The organism is Psychrobacter sp. 1U2 (assembly GCF_051847575.1).
The window spans coordinates 187,460-205,401 of sequence record NZ_JBPYDC010000001.1 but is presented as its reverse complement, the minus strand read 5'-3'; the positions used below and the strand labels follow the sequence as shown (position 1 = coordinate 205,401).

The following is a 17,942-nucleotide window of genomic DNA, read 5'->3' as shown; positions in this document are numbered from 1 at the left end:
ACAGTAAGTTGCTGTAAAGCGCTTGACCCTAAATTGACATTATTGCTATAGTCGATGACCATTGAATTCTCAATTTGCTATTCACTAAAACCTCAATAGCTATTTTTGTCACCTATTTTCTGATGACTCAAACAAGATAAGGATATCTTATGCATCACGTTCAACAGCTCATCAATGGTCAATTTGCTCAATCAAAAACCAGTGAATGGATAGATATTACTGATCCTGCCACTCAAGACGTGATTGCTAAAGTACCGCAAACCACTGACGATGAGATCAATGAGGCCGTTGCTACTGCCAAGAGCGCTTTTGAGACTTGGCGCAAAACGCCTATCACTACTCGTGCGCGTATTTTCCTAAAATACCAAGCGCTCATTCGCGAACATATGGATGAGCTGGCCCAAATCCTAACCGCTGAGCAAGGTAAGACGATTGCTGATGCGCGCGGTGATGTGTTTCGCGGTCTAGAAGTGGTCGAACATGCCGCTGGTATTGCCAATCTACAAATGGGCGACTTCGTCGAAAACGTCGCCTCGAATGTCGACACTTATAGCATTTGGCAGCCGCTTGGGGTTTGTGCAGGTATTACGCCGTTCAACTTCCCGGCGATGATTCCGCTTTGGATGTTCCCAATGGCTATCGCTACGGGCAATACCTTTATCTTAAAACCCTCTGAGCAAGACCCGATGGTCACTATGCGCTTAGTCGAGCTAGCCGTCGAGGCAGGCGTGCCAGAAGGGGTACTAAACGTGGTGCATGGTGGCAAACCAACCGTTGACGCTATCTGCGATCATCCTGATATCAAGGCTGTATCTTTTGTCGGCTCCACCGCAGTTGGCAAGCATGTCTATGAGCGCGCTAGCCAGTCAGGTAAACGTGCTCAGTGTATGATGGGTGCCAAAAACCATGGCGTTATTTTGCCAGATGCTAATAAAGAGCAGACACTAAATCAGTTAGCAGGGGCGGCCTTTGGGGCGGCAGGACAGCGCTGCATGGCGCTATCGGTAGTGGTGTTAGTCGGCGCAGCAGGCGAGTGGATCAATGAGATCAAAGCCAAAGCCGAAACTTTAGTGGTCTCTGCTGGCAAGAATGACAAAGATCTAGGCCCGCTCATCTCACCAGCGGCAAAAGCTCGCGTTGAACATCTAATCGATACAGGCGTAGAGGAAGGTGCTAGTTTGATATTGGATGGCCGCGGTATCAAAGTTGAAGGGTTTGAAAATGGTAATTTCGTTGGGCCGACAATCTTTGATCATGTCACCAGCGACATGCAAATCTATCAGCAAGAAATCTTTGGCCCGGTGCTTTGTATCATGCGCGCAGATAGCTTGGATGAAGCGATAGAACTACTGAATGCCAATCCAAATGGCAATGGTACCGCTATCTTTACCCAGTCAGGAGCGGCAGCGCATAAGTTCCAGCAAGACGTGATGGTCGGTCAAATCGGTATCAACTTGCCAATTCCTGTACCGCTACCTATGTTTTCCTTCTCAGGCTCACGGGCCAGTAAGCTTGGCGATTTAGGCCCTTACGGTAAACAAGCCGTGCAGTTCTATACGCAAACCAAAACCGTCACGGCACGTTGGTTCGATGATGAAGCTAGCCGTGGTAAAGTCAATACCACCATCTCAATGTAAGCCGCATTTTGCCGCACTATTTAAGGATAACTGCATGGATTTTTCTCTAACCGATGATCAGAAGGCTTTTGAGCACAGCGCTCGTCAGTTCGCATTAAAAGAGCTAAAACCTAACGCCGCTGAATGGGATCGGACTTCTCATTTTCCGATCGAAGTAATAAAAAAATCAGGCGAGCTGGGCTTTTTAGGACTCTATACCAATCCCAACTTTGAGGGTCTAGGATTGCCGAGACTGGATTCAGCGATGGTCTTTGAAGCACTAGCTTGGGGTGACACTGCTGTGGCTTCTTATATGAGCATCCATAATATGGTGTCGTGGATGATTGGAGAGTATGGTCATGACGCGCTTTGTCAAAAATATCTACCGAAGATGGTCAATGGCGATTGGTTAGGCAGCTATTGTCTGACGGAGCCTAATGCAGGCTCTGACGCGGCATCCTTACGTACCAAAGCGGACAAACAAGGCGACTATTATGTGCTAAATGGGGAGAAAACCTTTATCTCAGGAGCGGGGTCTACCGATGTTTTAGTGGTTATGGCGCGCACTGGCGATACGGGTGCTAAGGGCGTCTCTGCCTTTGTGGTCGACGCGCAAAGCGCGGGCATTGAGTATGGCAAAAACGAGCACAAAATGGGCTGGAAAGCGCAGCCGACGCGTACCATCAGCTTTAACAATGTCAAAGTCCCTGCATCCAATCTATTAGGCGCTGAAGGTCAAGGCTTTAGTATTGCGATGAAAGGTCTCAACGGCGGCCGTATTAACATTGGCATCTGCGCGGTAGGAACGGCGCAGGCCGCGCTTGAAACCGCGACTGGCTACGTCAAAGACCGCAATCAGTTTGGTAAGCCGATAGCAGGCTTTCAATCGGTACAGTTTAAGCTTGCCGATATGCTCACGCAAACTATTACTGCTAGGCAAATGATTTATCTGGCTGCCAGCAAAGTCGATAACAACGATCCGCAGGCGGCAACTTATTGCGCCATGGCAAAGCGCTTAGCTACCGATTTGAGCTTTGAAGTCGCTAATGAGGCGCTACAACTGCATGGCGGCTACGGTTATCTAAACGAGTATCCGCTTGAGCGTCATGTGCGAGATCTACGCGTGCATCAAATTTTAGAAGGTACTAACGAGATCATGCGCGTCATCGTATCCCGGCAGATGTTGCAAGAAGATGGTCTTAGTACTTTGCGTTAATTAACCGTTTTTCCAGCCAGTTTTTAAATTCTATAAATTTTTATAGGTAGTTTTATGACCACAAATGATAATGTTAGTAACCCCACAATTCCCTTTCCAAAGCAAGAAGCCGCGGTACTTTTCGAGACCCAAGAGACGCATTGCGGTCATCAGCTTGGCATTATGACGCTAAACAGTCCAAAGTCGCTTAATGCCTTAAGCGTTGAGATGTGTCAACTATTGTCACAGCAACTCGAAGCTTGGCAGACAGACAGCCAAATAGTCGCCATTATTCTTAAAGGCGCTGGCGAAAAAGCCTTCTGTGCTGGCGGTGATATTCGCAAGCTTTATGACAGTATGTCAGAGTCCGCACCATTACCGAATCCTTATGCCACCGAGTTTTTTGGTCACGAGTATCGCTTGTATCGGCAAATGCACTTTTATCCTAAGCCACTGATTTTATGGGGTGACGGTATTATCATGGGCGGCGGTATGGGTCTTATGGCGGCCTGTAGCCATCGTATCGTCACGGAGCGTACCCGCTTTGCGATGCCTGAGATTACTATAGGTCTGTTTCCTGATGCTTCAGGGAGTTGGTTCTTGCAGCGCATGCCAGCCAAAACAGGTCTGTTTTTGGGTCTGACCGGCGCTATGTGTAATGCTGGTGATGCTATCATTGGCAATCTTGCTGAGTATTATATTGAAAGTAGCGACTATGGCGCTATCATTGAGCGCTTAAAAGCTGCCAATTGGCGAGCGGAGATAGAGCAGGGCTCTAGTAGGCTGCCGAGTATTACCAGTCGCGCTTTAGCGGCGCAGCAATCGTCTAGTCTGCCTGAGAGTAATTTGGCTAAATACTGGCAAACCATTAATAAGCTTATGAATAGTGGCGGACTGGCTGAAATGGATCATCTGCTTCAAAACGATGAAGCATTAGCTAAGCTCGATGCTGACTTTGCCGCCGATAAATGGACACAAAGGGCGCTAGCAACTTATCGTCAGGGCTGCCCAGTAACCGCCGCTTTGACTTATGCGCTTTGTCATAAAGTCAGTGCTTTATCGTTAGAGCAAGTGCTCTATTTAGAAGCCAATGTCGCCGTGCACTGCGCGGCCAATCCTGACTTTAGAGAAGGGGTACGAGCACTGCTCATTGACAAAGACAAAAATCCGCAGTGGTCACGCACATTAGCCGACTGTCTAAGCGCTGAGGGACAAGCGTACATTGAGTCGCATTTTGAGAATCCTTATGCGCCCTATCAGCATCCTTTGCAAGATTGGCTTACCGCAGATGCTTTAGGCTCGCAGCACGTCCGCTAGCTATGACCCGTACATGATAATGAGTAGCTTATTGAGACTTAGCGGCTAGTAAACCTCGTCAATATGAACATATTCGCTATTAAGTCATTACTAAATAATCACATCAAGGAATGATGGAATGAATAACACAGATAGCACAAGCGATTCTGCTAAAGATATAAAGCCTAGTATCGCCTTTATTGGTCTTGGTAATATGGGCGCGCCTATGGCAGAGAATCTACTAACAGCAGGCTACGCGCTGAGCGTCTATGATCTATCACCGGCCGCGACTACGCGTCTACGGCAAGCAGGTGCTAGCGTGGCTGACAGCCCAAAGCAAGCCGCTGCTAATGCGCAAGTGGTGATTAGTATGCTGCCTGCTGGCGAGCATGTGTTATCGGTATATTTAGGAAGTAGCCAAAATGGTGCAGAGGGAGCAAACGGCGAACAAGGACTGTTATCTCATCTCTCTAAAGACACCTTAGTCATCGATAGTAGTACGATTGCAGCGGCAGACGCACGGCAAGTCGCAGAAGCGGCAAGCGCGCTTGGTATAGACTTTTTGGATGCGCCGGTATCAGGGGGCACCGGCGGGGCGATAGCAGGCAGTTTAACTTTCATTGTCGGAGGTGAGGCTGACGCTTTTGCTAGAGCCGAACCTATCCTTGCCGAAATGGGTAAAAACATCTTTCATGCAGGCGCTAGTGGCGCCGGACAAGTCGCCAAAATCTGTAATAATATGCTGCTCGGTATCTTAATGACAGGCACGGCAGAGGCGATAAACCTCGGCGTCAAGAATGGCTTAGACGCCAAAGTACTATCGGACATTATGCTGCAAAGCTCAGGGCGTAATTGGACACTAGAGGTCTACAACCCTTATCCGCAAGTGATGGACAATGTCCCCTCTAGCAATCACTATCAAGGCGGATTTATGAGTAAGCTGATGCAAAAAGATCTAAATCTTGCGCTGCAAACGGCAAAAGAAACTCAAGTCGACACGCCAATGGCACAACGAGCCGCGCAATTGTACACCGCTCATACTGGCGAGCATGGTGAAAAGGACTTTTCGAGCATTATGGCTATTCATGACAAATCAGTACTGCCCTAATAGCTTGCAGAGGAAACCAGGCCCCTTGTCTTAGTAAAGTTACAGATTTAGAGCCACATCTGCTGATTATTTCATCTCAAACTCATAACACAGTGTTTGGATATCTTGCGCCGCGACTCTAAGTCTGGGTACGTGTGTCTGAAGCGCTTCTAAAGAGACGCGGATAGTAGGTGCATTCACAAATAAAGACGCCAAATAGCGTGAGTCCTTATCGAGTATAGGCACGGCTACTGATAAGGTCTCAGAGATAAACTCTTCATTGTCTATGCCGACGCCCGATGCAGCGATAGTGTCTAATTCAGCAGTTAAAGCCTCAACATCGGTAAAGGTGTTTTCAGTAAACCTATCAAGTGGGAGCTGTCGCAGCATCTTCGCACGAGTTTGCGCGGGCAAAAGACTGAGATATAGCTTACCCGTTGCGGTACACCACATCGGTGATTGAGAGCCGGCTGGTAAGTAGATCTGGATAGGCAGGTCAGTCTGTACGCGATTGGTATATAGCATACTCATCTCATGCGGCACGGCGATACCGCAGCTTTCCTTTATATCATCAACCAATCCTTGCAGTATCAATTGGCGCTCTTGAAAGAACTGCTTTTGTTGCCACAGCTCTATACTCAAATTACGTACGCGCTTTCCTGGTACTATTCCGCCTCCTATATCGACTCCTATAAACCCTTCCTCTACTAAAGTCTGTATCAACCGATGGATAGTAGGTTTTGGAATGTCTAAATCCTTTGACAGCTCAAGGGGTGAGAGCGGTCTTTGGGCATAAGACACGGCTTCTACAATCTCTAATACACGAGTAATAGATGATACTTTAGGCATAATATTGGCTCGATAGTTAAGGGTTGATCATTCATGCGTTTGCTCAGTAGGCAAATCGCTAATATAGTTTTAAATAAAGGAGTAGAGCTTGCTATGTTCATTATCTAGGTCTGATATCAGCAATAAGCTATACTACTCATTCTATCTCTATGGCTCGCTAAGATACATCATTTCACATAACACAACAAACAGTAGTAATTAGTTATATAAGCTACACTGTTTAAAATCTCACAATAAGCCAAAATAGCATTCAGTTACTTAGATAGATGCTCAATAGTTTTAAGCTTGTCGATACCACGTTTATTTATGCTTCTAAACGTTGTTCTCCGAGGTTACTCGCTTTGTAATGATGAGTTATTATTTAGCAGATATATTGATACGCTAACCATTCTGTCTTGACATATCTTGTAACACTAATGCGCTTTATGACAGAGTGTAACGGCAATAATTACAATACCTACGTAATCTTTACATAATGGCAAACAAAAAGCGCTTCTTAGGGGATGACTTTTAGGGTCAAAATTGTTTTAATCTGCTCAACAAAATGATGGTTTGTAAAAACGCTAAGTCATCATTCACTGTGGGCAAGCTACTTCATATTTTTAGGAGATTAATGATGAAACTTATTAAACTTACGGCAGTATCTGCCGCTATTCTAGGCTCAACTGCTGCTATGGCTGCCGATCCTATCGTTGTTGTAGATGATAATGATACGGTTGCTTACCCAGTAGCTGCTCCTGCTTATCAGTATAACCAAGATGCGGGTATCGTCCGCAATACTACTGGCGCAGTCGTTGGTACAACTAAGACTCTATTTAACACAGCAATCAACCCTGCTGCTGTTAGTGCAGAGATTGGTACCTTAGGTTATGGTGCTAACCTCGCGTGGAGCTTGAACGAGACTACTGAACTACAAGCCGGTTGGGCAGGTGGCGACGTATCTGATATCAAAGATGATTTCGACGTAGATGATGTTGAGTATGATATTAAAGATGCTGATTTTAGCAACCCATACTTAGGCGTACAGATGCGCCCTGCAGCGAACTGGTTTACTGTGGGTGCTGGTATCATCGTTCCTGATAACGATCTCGATGTTGAAGCTAGAGGTGAAGGCGATATCTTTGAAATTGATGATGAAAGCTATGTTGCTTCTGACGTTGGTACATTGGCTGGTACTGTAGAGCATCGTAATGATTTGGCTCCATACCTAACCGTTGGTTTCCGTCCAAACATCTCTGATAGATGGGGTGTGTTCGGTGAAATCGGTGCAGCCTACATGGGTAAAACCGATGCCACAGTACGCGCTGTTGGTAACGGTGCTGAACGAGTCCGTTACGTAGACGGTGATAGAATAGATACTGTTTCGCGTGATGAAGTTGCACAAATTGCTGAGCGTGAGCTTGAAGATAAAGATTTGTTAGAGTGGTTCCCAATTGTTAAACTAGGTGCAACTTACCGCTTCTAATTTAAATACTGAATCTTTCTAATAGTTGATAAAAAAAGCGATCTTCGGATCGCTTTTTTTGTGTTTTAAGTTTGCTTAAATGCTGTAAGAGCGTTAGTTAAACTGAATATTACGCTAAATACTGTTTATATCAGAATACTACTATCGTCTGATAGTTTGAAATATAAGCTACTCTACGCTGAGCGTCCTGGCTCAGCTTTATAAATAGCTTACGAGCAGAACTATTATTCTTAACAATATTATCAGCACTATTATCAGCGCTATCATATTCAATAAGCATCTGAACTAGCGGTAGATCAGCGCGACCTAAACCTGCTGCGAGTGTTGTTTGATTGATTTTGATCAAACTCTCTTTGATTTGCCATAGTAACCTGACCAGATAATCGCGTTTATCGAGTGACAGCTGCTCGAGCATAGCGATTTCACTGGGATGATAGAAACGTTTGGCGACTTGCCATGCCACGCTATTTACCTCAATATCTATACCAATAGCGCTATCATAGCTCAGAGCGACGGCTACTGTATCTCCCGAATGACTGAAACAAACGTAATGGCGATGGTTTTTGAGTCGATAGGGAAATGCTGACTCGTCTAAAGTATCCACTATACCGAGCTGAACTAATAACTTATTTAGCAGTAAGCGCACGCCAGTACGTTGGCTTTGGCGCTTAACTTTTTTGTTTAATAGGGTTTGCTGCGTAGAGGCTAGTGAAGTGAATTCACTGGCAAGTAGGTTATGAGGATGCTGGACTAAATGAAATGTCTGTAAAGACAGAGAGTTATTATCGAGGCTGCTAGCGGATAAAGCGAAAGTATAAATGGCTGTCGAATAGTTTATCCATAATTGTGCGGCCGTAGATTCTAAGCGACCAATAGCACAATAATGGGTCGCCGTGAGCTGCGTATAGTGGATATCATTAAGTAAGATCATAAGGTGAAACAACGATATTAATAATCATAAGAGTACTAGTATGGCAGGTGTCAACTGGTAAGCGCAAAAATCCTTAGTCAGTAGTGAATTATTTTTCAAATATAAAAAAACCCAGCAATACTTATATTACTGGGCCAAACTCAAAACAAAGAACAAAATACAAATGCGCTAGTAAGCTGGCAATTAATACGATAGCTCAGCGCGGCGATTTAAAGCGTAAGCTTCTTCAGTGTTGCCAGCTGCTGCCGGGCGCTCTTCACCGTAGCTAATAACACGGATGTTATTGGCAACGACACCTTGCGCTGATAAGTAATTACGCGCAGCTTGCGCACGGCGCTCACCCAAAGCAATATTATACTCACGGCTACCGCGCTCATCAGTATGACCTGCAATTAGCACTTGTGTAGCTGGGTTTGCATTTAATAAGCCGACATGTTGATTAAGTACGCTGGCAGACTGAGCAGTAATCTCGCTACTATCAAACGCAAAATAAACCACAGCTTCCAGGTTCTCTGCAGCGTTGACAACGCCTACTTGGTTATCAACGATAACCGCGCCTGTATAAGCTCCTTGACCACCAGGAATACCTAAGGGGGCTACTACAACTTCAGAGGTGGCGCGTTTGGTCGCACAACCTGTGGTCAGAGCCACAGCACTAGATAAAACAGCTAAAGCGGTAATCTTGGCAAAACGGTTACTAAAAGAAGAATGTTGTGACATTTGAAGCTCCTAAATAGATAATTAATTTGTTGTTTTAAATATTTTACAAGAAACTTAAGCAATTGACGTTCATCATAAAATCAATGTTACGTTGTGTAAGTAGCATTACTGTAAATAATATCAAGGTTCGGTAAGTATTACAGCATGTGTCTGAAGATTTAGGTATCAAAAATACATATATTTTAATTTTTGCTAAGTTTGGCTGTGATACGGCCCAAATCTGTTCAAGCAATCGCTACTAGTTACTACCAGCGGTGCTTATCCCAATTTTCAGGATTGGCCCAGTATTTACTATTTAACCAATTCGGCAAGCGTTTGTAATCATAAAGGTTAAATTGCCATAATGCTAAAGCAGAGGTGCTGAGTGATGCGTCATGGGAGGGGTGAGATGTTGGCTTTACACTGATGTCTAATGACTGCTCATTAATACTATCAAATGGCATAAAACCGTAAGCTCGTAGATCTAAGCTGTTATCAATAGCGAGTAGTAGATGGGCGGCATATAAGTCTCGGTAGCGCATTATGCTAGGAGTAAATTGCGGTAGCTGCTCTTTTGAGAGAGTAGGTAGCCAAAAGCAGGCAAGCTCATAACGCTGCGGGTTATATTGGTTATTAAGCTCAGCTAAAGTACTTATCTCAATATCCGTTTCTATACTATCCTTAGCCTTCTTATTTTCAGCCTTCTTGTTTTCAGCTTTATTCGCTTCAGTCTTTTCTTTATGAGCACCACTATTAGGGTTAGAGAGCGTCTTTTGCTTATTTTGTTCTTGTAGCTGTTGGCTTAGACTTTCTGCTTCCTTGTTGTTTTCTACGACCCAAAGCATCTTGACTGACGGCTTGTCTTGAGTCTCTTTCCCAGTATCAGCAGTTGCCTGATACAGTGACGGTAGAAGCGCTTGGGTATAAGCGATTAGTACAGGTAGGGTAATGGTAGGAGAGCTAGCAATAGAAGGATTGGGATTAGTATTCATAAAGGGTCGCCAAAGTGATTAAACTGCGAGGTTACTCTTGAAATTTACTTATTCAAGCCAATGTAGCGTTAAAGCGTAGCAGAATCAAACCTAATTTAATGCGCGCGTTTAAATAAGCGGTAGCGAAGACATCATGAAGCGATATAAGAAAAATAGGTGACGCTAAGCGCTTAGAGGTACACTCTGTCACTACTACTATAATCAATAGACCCTAGTCTTCTTTAAAAATAATAGGATTATCAATGTCAACGACTCAAACCGATGCCAACATTATCAATGCAGACATGCCTGATGTTCCTGCGCATATTCCCAGTAAAATTCACCTAAAAGACTATAAGCTACCCAGCTTCGATGTGGATACCGTTGATTTAGATATTCAGCTATTTGATGGTCATGCCATTGTAGATAGTACTTTGGTGATGCAGCGTCAAAGTGCTGGTGATTTAGTCCTTGATGGCGAGGATCTTGAGCTGATGGCTATTAAGCTTAACGGTCAAACACTTGCTGAGGATCGCTATCAGCAAGCTGACGGCAAGCTTATCATTAATGATGCTCCGGATGAACTGACTTTGCAGCTGCAAGTGCGCATTTATCCGCACACTAATACTGCGCTTGAAGGTCTGTATATAGCGGGTAGTGGTAGCGATACGATGTTTGTCACTCAGTGTGAGCCTGAGGGCTTTCGCAAGATTACCTTTTATCCTGATCGCCCTGATGTGCTAGCGATATTCACCACGCGAATTGAAGCGGATAAGCGTTTTCCGACTTTACTGGCTAACGGTAATTTAATCGAAGCTGGTGAAGTCGCCGAAGATAGCAACCGTCATTATGCAATTTGGCACGATCCAACCAATAAGCCTAGCTATTTGTTTGCCAGCGTCATCGCTGATTTAGAAGTGTTAAGTGATAGCTATACCACTAGTGAGGGCCGCGAGGTCTTGCTTGAGCTCTACGCTAAAAGCGATGATATTGAAAAATGCCATGTGGGCATGCAAGCTCTAAAAGACTCGATGCGTTGGGATGAGGTCAATTACGGTCGTGCTTATGATCTGGACCGTTATATGATAGTGGCGGTCAGTCAGTTTAATATGGGCGCAATGGAGAACAAAGGCCTTAATATTTTTAACACCGCTTGCGTGCTCTCAAGCCCTGAGACGACGACGGACGCGCGTAGCTTCAGTGTCAAAGCGATCATCGCTCACGAGTATTTTCATAACTGGACTGGCAATCGCATTACCTGCCGCGATTGGTTCCAGCTGTGCCTAAAAGAAGGACTTACCGTCTATCGCGATCAGTCCTTTTCAGCCGATCAGCAGTCAAGTGCCGTGCAGCGTATCGATGATGTCGCCACCTTACGCGCGCATCAATTCAGCGAGGATGCAGGCCCGCTTGCGCATCCGGTACGCCCTGAGAGCTTCGTTGAGATTAATAACTTTTACACCACAACCGTCTATGAAAAAGGCGCTGAAATCGTCCGGATGCTTGCCAATACTTTAGGCGCAGAGAACTTTCGCACAGGTACTGATGAATATTTCCGTCGTTACGATGGGCAAGCGGTGACGGTTGAAGACTTTTTATCCGCGCTTAGTATTACTGATAGTAAGATTGAAGGCTTTATCGACTGGTATCGTCAGCCTGGTACGCCGGTAGTATCCGGTCATCAAAACTATGATAGTGATACGCAGACTTTAACGATCCATCTACAGCAGCAGACGCGCCATGTACCAGGATTTGCGGCGCCAAAGCCACTACCGATACCAGTGGCGACCGCGTTATTTGACAAAGATTCAGGCGCTATTATTAGCGAACGTATGCTGATGCTTGATCAGGCAGAGCAAACCTTTAGCTTTGACAATATTGCGCAAGAGCCTGTGGTTTCCTTACTGCGTGATTTTAGTGCGCCGGTGCAGCTCAATTATGACTATCAAGATGCAGACTTAGCGTTTTTACTTGAGCATGAGACCAATGGCTTTAACCAATGGCAAGTGACGCAGATGCTAGTGAATCGTATCTTGCTGAATACTCAAGGTAATAAAAAAAGCAGCCCTGATATCTATTTGCAGGCCTTAGCGAAGACTCTGCCTAAGCTGGCAGCGAGTGATGCTATGCTAGCGGCGCGTTTGCTTGATATTCCATCGGCGCAGGAGCTGGCTTCAGCCACTCATAAAGACTACGATCCAGTAGTGGTAAAACAGCAGCGCGATGACTTATATAGCCAAGTGGCGCAGGCGCTCGAAGATCAATGGACGGCCTTGTATGAGCAGCTGCCGATGCAGCCTTATTCAGATACGTCAGAAGCGCTTGGTAAGCGTGCCCTACGTAATGTGGTCCTAGATATGGCATTAACCGCTAACGTGACTGGCGCAGAGGAGTGGGCGGAGCAGCAATATAATAATGCCAGCTGTATGACAGAACGCTTCGGCGCGCTAAAAGCAATGGTCAATCATCAAGTTGCTAATGCGGATGAGTATTTAGCAGACTTTTATCAGCGTTTTAGAGATAATGAGTTGGTCATTGATTTGTGGTTTAGCGTGCAAGCCTCGAGCGCTCATGTCACCACACAGGATATCAAAGCTTTATTAGTACATGATGATTTTGACTGGAACACGCCTAATCGTATACGTTCGGTGATTAGCGCCTTTACCTCGCAGCCGACTGTACTTTGGACCGATGAGGGCTTGTCTAACTTTACAGGGGTTATCAAGACGTTAGATGGCACCAACCCGGTGTTGGCGTCTCGCTTGCTACAAGTCCTAGCGCGCTGGTATACGCTAGTAGAGCCGGATCGGCAAATGGCCCAAGATGAGCTTGTGGCTTTGCAGCAGCAAGTGTCCTCGAAGAATGTACTAGAGACACTAGATAGTGTGCTCAGTGCGGCAGATGTTTCTGCTTGATGATCGGACTAACAGAAAACAAAAAGCTCATCTAATAAGATGAGCTTTTTTTTGAGTTAAGTAACAGTAATATCAATAACTATCGGTTAGGTAGTATGTCTTTTACCGCATCACGAAGCTCATGTAGAGCGGTCACAGTACTATCCCAGTCTAGGCAACCATCAGTGATAGACTTGCCGTACTCAAGCTGACTAAGATCAGCGGTAAGCTTTTGATTGCCGCCTTTTAGATGACTCTCAATCATCATACCGATAATAGATTTATTGCCATTTTGAATTTGCTCAGCGACATTGTTGATGACCATCGGTTGCAAATACGGATCTTTACCTGAATTGGCATGGCTTGAGTCAATCATGATCTTCGTGCTCGTTTTGCCTTTCTCAAGCTGGTTTTCAGCTTCTGCGACAGCAGTTTCATCGTAGTTCGGCTTACCATTACCACCGCGTAACACGACGTGAGCATAAGGGTTGCCTTTAGATTTGATAATAGACACTTGACCATCAGCAGATAAACCTAAAAAGCTATGACCTGCTTTGACCGCTTGCATAGCGTTGACAGCGACCGTCATACCGCCATCCGTGCCGTTTTTGAAGCCGACAGGGCAAGATAAGCCGGAGCTCATCTCGCGATGCGTTTGACTCTCAGTGGTACGCGCGCCGATAGCGGACCAGCTGATGAGGTCTTGCATGTACTGCGGCGTATTCGGATCGAGCGCTTCGGTAGCACAAGGCAGGCCTTTTTCATTGAGATCAATGAGTAGCTTACGAGCGCTGCGCAGACCCTTTTCGATATCGAAACTGTCATTCATATCAGGGTCGTTGATCATACCTTTCCAACCCACAGTAGTACGCGGCTTTTCAAAATAGACTCTCATCACCACAAATATGCTGTCTTCGACCTCTTTGGCCAATATAGCTAAGCGATCGGCGTATTCGTGAGCGGCTTTTATATCGTGAATAGAGCAAGGACCAATAACCACAAACAAGCGCTTGTCTTTACCATCCAAGATGTCTTGAATCGTATGTCGGCCTTTTAGTACGGTTCTATAGGCGGCATCGGTAAGGGGTAGCTCAGTTTTTAGCTCAGCGGGGGTGACTAAAGGGATGAATTGTTCAATATTCACGTCATCAATATCTGCGTTGTGGGTAGCTGTTGTTGTCATGGGTATCTATCATCTAGCTGATTTGTAGGAATATTCATTATGAGGTCAAAAGTGTTCGTTGACAAGGGTAGCCTTGCAGTTAATTGACTGATAACTGGAATGTGAAAACCAAAATTTTGTTATACTTGTTTTTTTATGAGTATATTTTTCTTTATTTTTATCACTATTAAAGGTTTGTCATGACCCATTTTGCTAAGCCTACTGAAGCTTCTGAACAGATTGCCCCCTTAGAGGATCAGGCATTATCATCAGTGCCACCATTAGCGCCATTGGTCATAGGGATAGTCGCCGGCGAGGTATCGGGGGATAGCTTAGGGGCAGACTTTATGCAGCAGATGAATAACTTGCGTGATGATATCATTTGGGTCGGCGTGGGCGGGCCAAAGATGCAAGCGCAGGGGTTACAAAGTCTGTTTCCCTTATCACGGCTAGCCGTAATGGGTTTGGTTGAAGTGGTTTCACAATTATCTGACCTTTTTAAAGCGCGCCGTGAGCTTTTAACTGCATTCGCCCAAGCCAAGATTGATTGGTTTATTGGTATCGATGCACCTGATTTTAATCTACGTGTTGCTAAGAAGCTCAAGCCGAAAGGGGTGTTCTGTGTACAGTACGTCAGCCCCTCTATTTGGGCGTGGCGCGAGTCGCGTATCCACGGTATCAAAGAGGCGACTCACTTAGTGCTTTGCTTGTTTCCATTCGAGCTGCCCGTCTATGAGCGCTACAACCATCCGGCGATATGCGTGGGCCATCCGCTACTTAGAACGCTTGCTGCTGAGCTGACTGAGACGCCGACCAATCAGCTGCGTAGTGAGCTGGTTTGGCAAAACGATGGGCTACAGCAGTTCTTTATCGAGCGCTTCGAGGCAGTCAGTCAGCTTATTTGTGTGATGCCAGGGTCGCGCCGCGGTGAGATTACCGCTATTTTGCCCTTGATGCTCGATGGTATGCAAAAACTGTTATTAGTCGATCCTAAGCTGTGTTTTATTATTCCGACTGTCGATCAAAATCATCAATATATCGTACAAGATGTGATAGATAAACGCTCTGAACCACTGCGCGCCGCTATCGCGGTTGTCTATGATGAGAGTCAGCCGACTTTTAGTCAGCAAGCGATGGCTGCCTCTGATATTGTGTTATTAGCTTCAGGTACTGCTACTTTTGAGGCGATGCTCCTTGAGCGTCCTATGGTGGTCATTTATCAGCTCAATCAGCTGACTTATCAGATCGCTAAGCGCTTGGTTAAAGTTCCTTATGTGGCACTACCTAATATCTTAGCCGGAGAAATGATAGTCACTGAGCTCATTCAAGAGCAAGCGACAGGCGAGAATATTTGTCGCACGCTGACTAAGCTTTTACAGCCGCGGGCTTATGACGAACAACTACAAAATTTACTAGCGACCAAGCGAGATTTGCAGCAGCAAAGCAACCATGATCCTGCCAATAGTGTCGTCGAACAGTGGTTTGCACAAACGAGAGTAGATACCACTCGTAATGAAACGGTCTAATAAGCTCCTAACTCCTAGTAATGTAAAAGTAATTCAAGATAATTTTAGTGATATAAAATGAGTATTAACCCCCAAGTTTTGCCTATCGACACTTGTATTGAGCATATCAATATTAACGGTCAATATACGTCTTTGGCTGCTCCTATAAAGTTAACCGGACAGCTATACCTCCCAAAGCTCACTGCTGAATATCTGTCGATAGCGGCGCAAACGAAAAGCTTGCCAACGCTACAAATTGGCATTGATGAGGCAGGGCGTGGGCCTTTATTAGGAAGTGTCCATGTTGCGGCGGCTATTTTACCGGATATTTGGTCAGATCTTATCGAAAACCAGCCGCTAAGAGACACGCCTTTATCTATCTTGACCGATTCCAAAAAGCTCAGTGAAAAAAAGCGCGATACGCTTTATCCTTTAGTGCAGCAGTACGCACTTGGCTATATCATTGCTGATATTCCAGCGGCAATCATAGATCAGCTGAATATCCTGCAAGCGACGATGCTCGGTATGCGCTTATGTACCGAAGGATTGCTAGAAGCAGTGGCTAGCAATGTTGCTGATGTCCAAACAAGGCAAGTTGAGGTGCTATTCGATGGCAATCGCTGCCCTGAACTGGATTATGCTAAGTTAGCTGAATTTGGACTGCCCTCATCTGCTATTGATTGCCAAGCTTGGGTCAAAGGGGATGCGCGTCACACCAGTATAGCGGCGGCTAGTGTCTTAGCCAAAGTCAGCCGCGATCAGACGATGTATGCCTTAGATAGCAAGCATCCTGAGTATAGTATTACCAAGCATAAAGGCTATCCGACCAAAGCGCACCTGCAAGCTATCGAGACTCATGGCGTCCTAAGCGAGCACCGCCGCAGCTTTGGGCCTATTAGCAGAGCGCTGGCCAGTAGGGCACTGAGCGGTTTTACTGAATAGCCTAAGTAGAGTTGTTATACATACATTTTAAATAATATTCGATAAAGCAAAAGTTTGTGATTGAAACTAGCTTAGTTTGCATTTATAGTTTGTTAAAAGAGCATGTAGGGTGCTCGAAATATTCATAGGATAGCTAATGTCGCAAATATCGTTAACTAGAAATCTAGGCGTTATTATTTTTTTTAGCGCATTTTTGAGCGCTTGCGGCGGGGGAGCTGGCGGCTCAGAAGCTAGCTCTAATCCGCCAGCTAATCCAGCACTACCAATTGCGCCTACAACAGACGATAAAGACTCTACCATCACCCCGCCAGTCACTGCTACTCCGCCAGTAGATAATAACCCTCAAGCGGCTTTGATCGCAAACAATGAGTTCAGTATTGCTCGTACCAGCTGTGGCCTTGGCGGACTACAAATGGACCAAGAAATAGCTAGTATTGCAAGTCAGCATAGTCGTTATATCAAGCATGTATTTGCTAATAGTACCCCAACGGTTTTCAATCCTCATTACGAAAATAAGATCAGTGATATCGCTGAGGTCACCGGCCAAAACAATCCTTTTTTTGGTGGGGTTAGTTTTTCAGATCGACTCGCTAATGCCCGGTACGCAAATCTAAAATACGGCGCGACTGAAAATATCGCGCAGACTATTTATTATAGCTCTGTAGGAGCACTTATCAGCGCTGATAACGCTGCCAGCTCGATGGCGAAATCTTTACTAGCGGCGCCTTATCATCTGCGCTCATTGATGCGAGCAAGCTCAAGCGTAGTAGGAACTGAAGTGGTCAGCTACAAGCCTTTTAATAGAGATCCTAAAAACAATCAAGGCTATGTATTAGTCACTCATGCTGCATCGACCGCGGCGAGTGCAAATGATACGGCGCAAGGGGTTTTTACCTATCCTTGTCAAGAGGTGCAGGGTACGGTTACAGCTCTATATAACGAAAGTCCAAATCCGGTACAGGGCACCGGTCGCGATTTACGAGTCGATCCTATTGGGCAACCTATTTATATTCATGTGCCTGCCGCACAAAGCATCAAAGTCAGCAATATAGAATTTTATGATGTTAAGCGTCAAACAAAAGTACCTGTTAGCTTGCTAGATTATGATAATGATCCGCATAGAGCGACCGCTAACAGACTACCTGATAATGAGGCTTTTATCTTACCGTTGACAGACAATCTGCAAAGCTGTGAAGCTGGTAGAAAAAAAGGCGGCAACTGTGGTCTATATGGCAATAGCGAATACCGCGTCAGCTTCGATGTACTAGTCGATAATAAAGACTTTCAAAGCAAATCATTTAGCTTTACAACCGGCGCCGTCAACTATTAA

14 protein-coding genes are annotated in these 17,942 nt (G+C 45.3%); 9 read left to right on the top strand and 5 right to left on the bottom strand.

All coding sequences use genetic code 11. The features are described 5' to 3' along the window. Positions 1 to 149: 149 nt before the first annotated feature. The 4 genes from ACS8FD_RS00835 (at position 150) to mmsB (ending at position 5,215) form a co-directional block, all read left to right on the top strand. A complete protein-coding gene (locus tag ACS8FD_RS00835) occupies positions 150 to 1,637 on the top strand; it encodes a CoA-acylating methylmalonate-semialdehyde dehydrogenase (protein ID WP_439273993.1) in 1,488 nt (495 codons plus the stop codon). A gap of 34 nt (positions 1,638 to 1,671) precedes the next feature. After that, positions 1,672 to 2,832 (top strand): acyl-CoA dehydrogenase family protein, encoded by a 1,161-nt coding sequence (locus ACS8FD_RS00830; RefSeq protein WP_439273992.1) that lies wholly within the window; start codon positions 1,672 to 1,674, stop codon positions 2,830 to 2,832. Between the two features lie 54 nt (positions 2,833 to 2,886). Continuing rightward, positions 2,887 to 4,128 carry an enoyl-CoA hydratase/isomerase family protein gene (locus tag ACS8FD_RS00825; RefSeq protein WP_439273991.1) on the top strand — a complete coding sequence of 414 codons (1,242 nt, stop codon included), beginning with the start codon at positions 2,887 to 2,889 and terminating at the stop codon, positions 4,126 to 4,128. 118 nt (positions 4,129 to 4,246) lie between these two features. Next, on the top strand, positions 4,247 to 5,215 hold the full coding sequence (mmsB, locus tag ACS8FD_RS00820; RefSeq protein WP_439273990.1) for a 3-hydroxyisobutyrate dehydrogenase: 969 nt from the start codon (positions 4,247 to 4,249) through the stop codon (positions 5,213 to 5,215). Between the two features lie 66 nt (positions 5,216 to 5,281). Here mmsB and ACS8FD_RS00815 read toward each other — a convergent pair whose 3' ends face one another. Beyond that, on the bottom strand, positions 5,282 to 6,043 hold the full coding sequence (locus ACS8FD_RS00815) for an IclR family transcriptional regulator (RefSeq protein ID WP_439273989.1): 762 nt from the start codon (positions 6,041 to 6,043) through the stop codon (positions 5,282 to 5,284). 616 nt (positions 6,044 to 6,659) lie between these two features. Here ACS8FD_RS00815 and ACS8FD_RS00810 point away from each other — a divergent pair. Next, positions 6,660 to 7,508 (top strand): hypothetical protein, encoded by an 849-nt coding sequence (locus tag ACS8FD_RS00810; RefSeq protein WP_439274050.1) that lies wholly within the window; start codon positions 6,660 to 6,662, stop codon positions 7,506 to 7,508. Positions 7,509 to 7,638: 130 nt separating this feature from the next. Here the strand turns inward: ACS8FD_RS00810 and ACS8FD_RS00805 are convergent, their stop codons facing one another. The 3 genes from ACS8FD_RS00805 to ACS8FD_RS00795 form a co-directional block, all read right to left on the bottom strand. Next, positions 7,639 to 8,439 (bottom strand): 4'-phosphopantetheinyl transferase family protein, encoded by an 801-nt coding sequence (locus ACS8FD_RS00805; RefSeq protein ID WP_439273988.1) that lies wholly within the window; start codon positions 8,437 to 8,439, stop codon positions 7,639 to 7,641. Positions 8,440 to 8,622: 183 nt separating this feature from the next. Beyond that, the gene (gene pal, locus ACS8FD_RS00800) at positions 8,623 to 9,159 is read right to left on the bottom strand and encodes a peptidoglycan-associated lipoprotein Pal (RefSeq protein WP_439273987.1); all 537 of its coding nucleotides are present in this window, start codon (positions 9,157 to 9,159) and stop codon (positions 8,623 to 8,625) included. 245 nt (positions 9,160 to 9,404) lie between these two features. After that, a complete protein-coding gene (locus ACS8FD_RS00795; RefSeq protein WP_439273986.1) occupies positions 9,405 to 10,130 on the bottom strand; it encodes a DUF6231 family protein in 726 nt (241 codons plus the stop codon). Between the two features lie 242 nt (positions 10,131 to 10,372). Between ACS8FD_RS00795 and pepN the strand changes: the two genes are divergently transcribed. After that, complete coding sequence (gene pepN / locus ACS8FD_RS00790) at positions 10,373 to 13,024, top strand: aminopeptidase N (protein WP_439273985.1); 2,652 nt, start codon at positions 10,373 to 10,375, stop codon at positions 13,022 to 13,024. 79 nt (positions 13,025 to 13,103) lie between these two features. On the opposite strand, the gene ACS8FD_RS00785 is transcribed toward pepN, so the two are convergent. Continuing rightward, positions 13,104 to 14,186: a 3-deoxy-7-phosphoheptulonate synthase gene (locus ACS8FD_RS00785; RefSeq protein ID WP_439273984.1), complete on the bottom strand. Its 1,083-nt coding sequence runs from the start codon at positions 14,184 to 14,186 to the stop codon at positions 13,104 to 13,106. 251 nt (positions 14,187 to 14,437) lie between these two features. On the opposite strand from ACS8FD_RS00785, the gene lpxB reads away from it, so the two are divergent. From lpxB to ACS8FD_RS00770, 3 genes are all read left to right on the top strand, one after another. Beyond that, positions 14,438 to 15,691, top strand: coding sequence for a lipid-A-disaccharide synthase (gene lpxB / locus ACS8FD_RS00780; protein ID WP_439274049.1), 1,254 nt, complete (start codon positions 14,438 to 14,440; stop codon positions 15,689 to 15,691). A gap of 57 nt (positions 15,692 to 15,748) precedes the next feature. After that, complete coding sequence (locus ACS8FD_RS00775; RefSeq protein ID WP_439273983.1) at positions 15,749 to 16,612, top strand: ribonuclease HII; 864 nt, start codon at positions 15,749 to 15,751, stop codon at positions 16,610 to 16,612. A 136-nt stretch (positions 16,613 to 16,748) separates the two neighbouring features. Further along, positions 16,749 to 17,942: a CAP domain-containing protein gene (locus ACS8FD_RS00770; protein WP_439273982.1), complete on the top strand. Its 1,194-nt coding sequence runs from the start codon at positions 16,749 to 16,751 to the stop codon at positions 17,940 to 17,942.

What these genes read in the sequence shown, in the direction of transcription:
- ACS8FD_RS00825 (WP_439273991.1), top strand. Translation starts at nt 2,887, where the DNA reads ATGACCACAAATGATAATGTTAGTAACCCCACAATTCCCTTTCCAAAG.
- ACS8FD_RS00805 (WP_439273988.1), bottom strand. Translation starts at nt 8,439, where the DNA reads ATGATCTTACTTAATGATATCCACTATACGCAGCTCACGGCGACCCAT.
- pepN (WP_439273985.1), top strand. Translation starts at nt 10,373, where the DNA reads ATGTCAACGACTCAAACCGATGCCAACATTATCAATGCAGACATGCCT.
- ACS8FD_RS00815 (WP_439273989.1), bottom strand. Translation starts at nt 6,043, where the DNA reads ATGCCTAAAGTATCATCTATTACTCGTGTATTAGAGATTGTAGAAGCC.
- ACS8FD_RS00775 (WP_439273983.1), top strand. Translation starts at nt 15,749, where the DNA reads ATGAGTATTAACCCCCAAGTTTTGCCTATCGACACTTGTATTGAGCAT.
- ACS8FD_RS00770 (WP_439273982.1), top strand. Translation starts at nt 16,749, where the DNA reads ATGTCGCAAATATCGTTAACTAGAAATCTAGGCGTTATTATTTTTTTT.
- ACS8FD_RS00795 (WP_439273986.1), bottom strand. Translation starts at nt 10,130, where the DNA reads ATGAATACTAATCCCAATCCTTCTATTGCTAGCTCTCCTACCATTACC.
- ACS8FD_RS00810 (WP_439274050.1), top strand. Translation starts at nt 6,660, where the DNA reads ATGAAACTTATTAAACTTACGGCAGTATCTGCCGCTATTCTAGGCTCA.
- ACS8FD_RS00835 (WP_439273993.1), top strand. Translation starts at nt 150, where the DNA reads ATGCATCACGTTCAACAGCTCATCAATGGTCAATTTGCTCAATCAAAA.
- ACS8FD_RS00785 (WP_439273984.1), bottom strand. Translation starts at nt 14,186, where the DNA reads ATGACAACAACAGCTACCCACAACGCAGATATTGATGACGTGAATATT.
- mmsB (WP_439273990.1), top strand. Translation starts at nt 4,247, where the DNA reads ATGAATAACACAGATAGCACAAGCGATTCTGCTAAAGATATAAAGCCT.
- ACS8FD_RS00830 (WP_439273992.1), top strand. Translation starts at nt 1,672, where the DNA reads ATGGATTTTTCTCTAACCGATGATCAGAAGGCTTTTGAGCACAGCGCT.
- pal (WP_439273987.1), bottom strand. Translation starts at nt 9,159, where the DNA reads ATGTCACAACATTCTTCTTTTAGTAACCGTTTTGCCAAGATTACCGCT.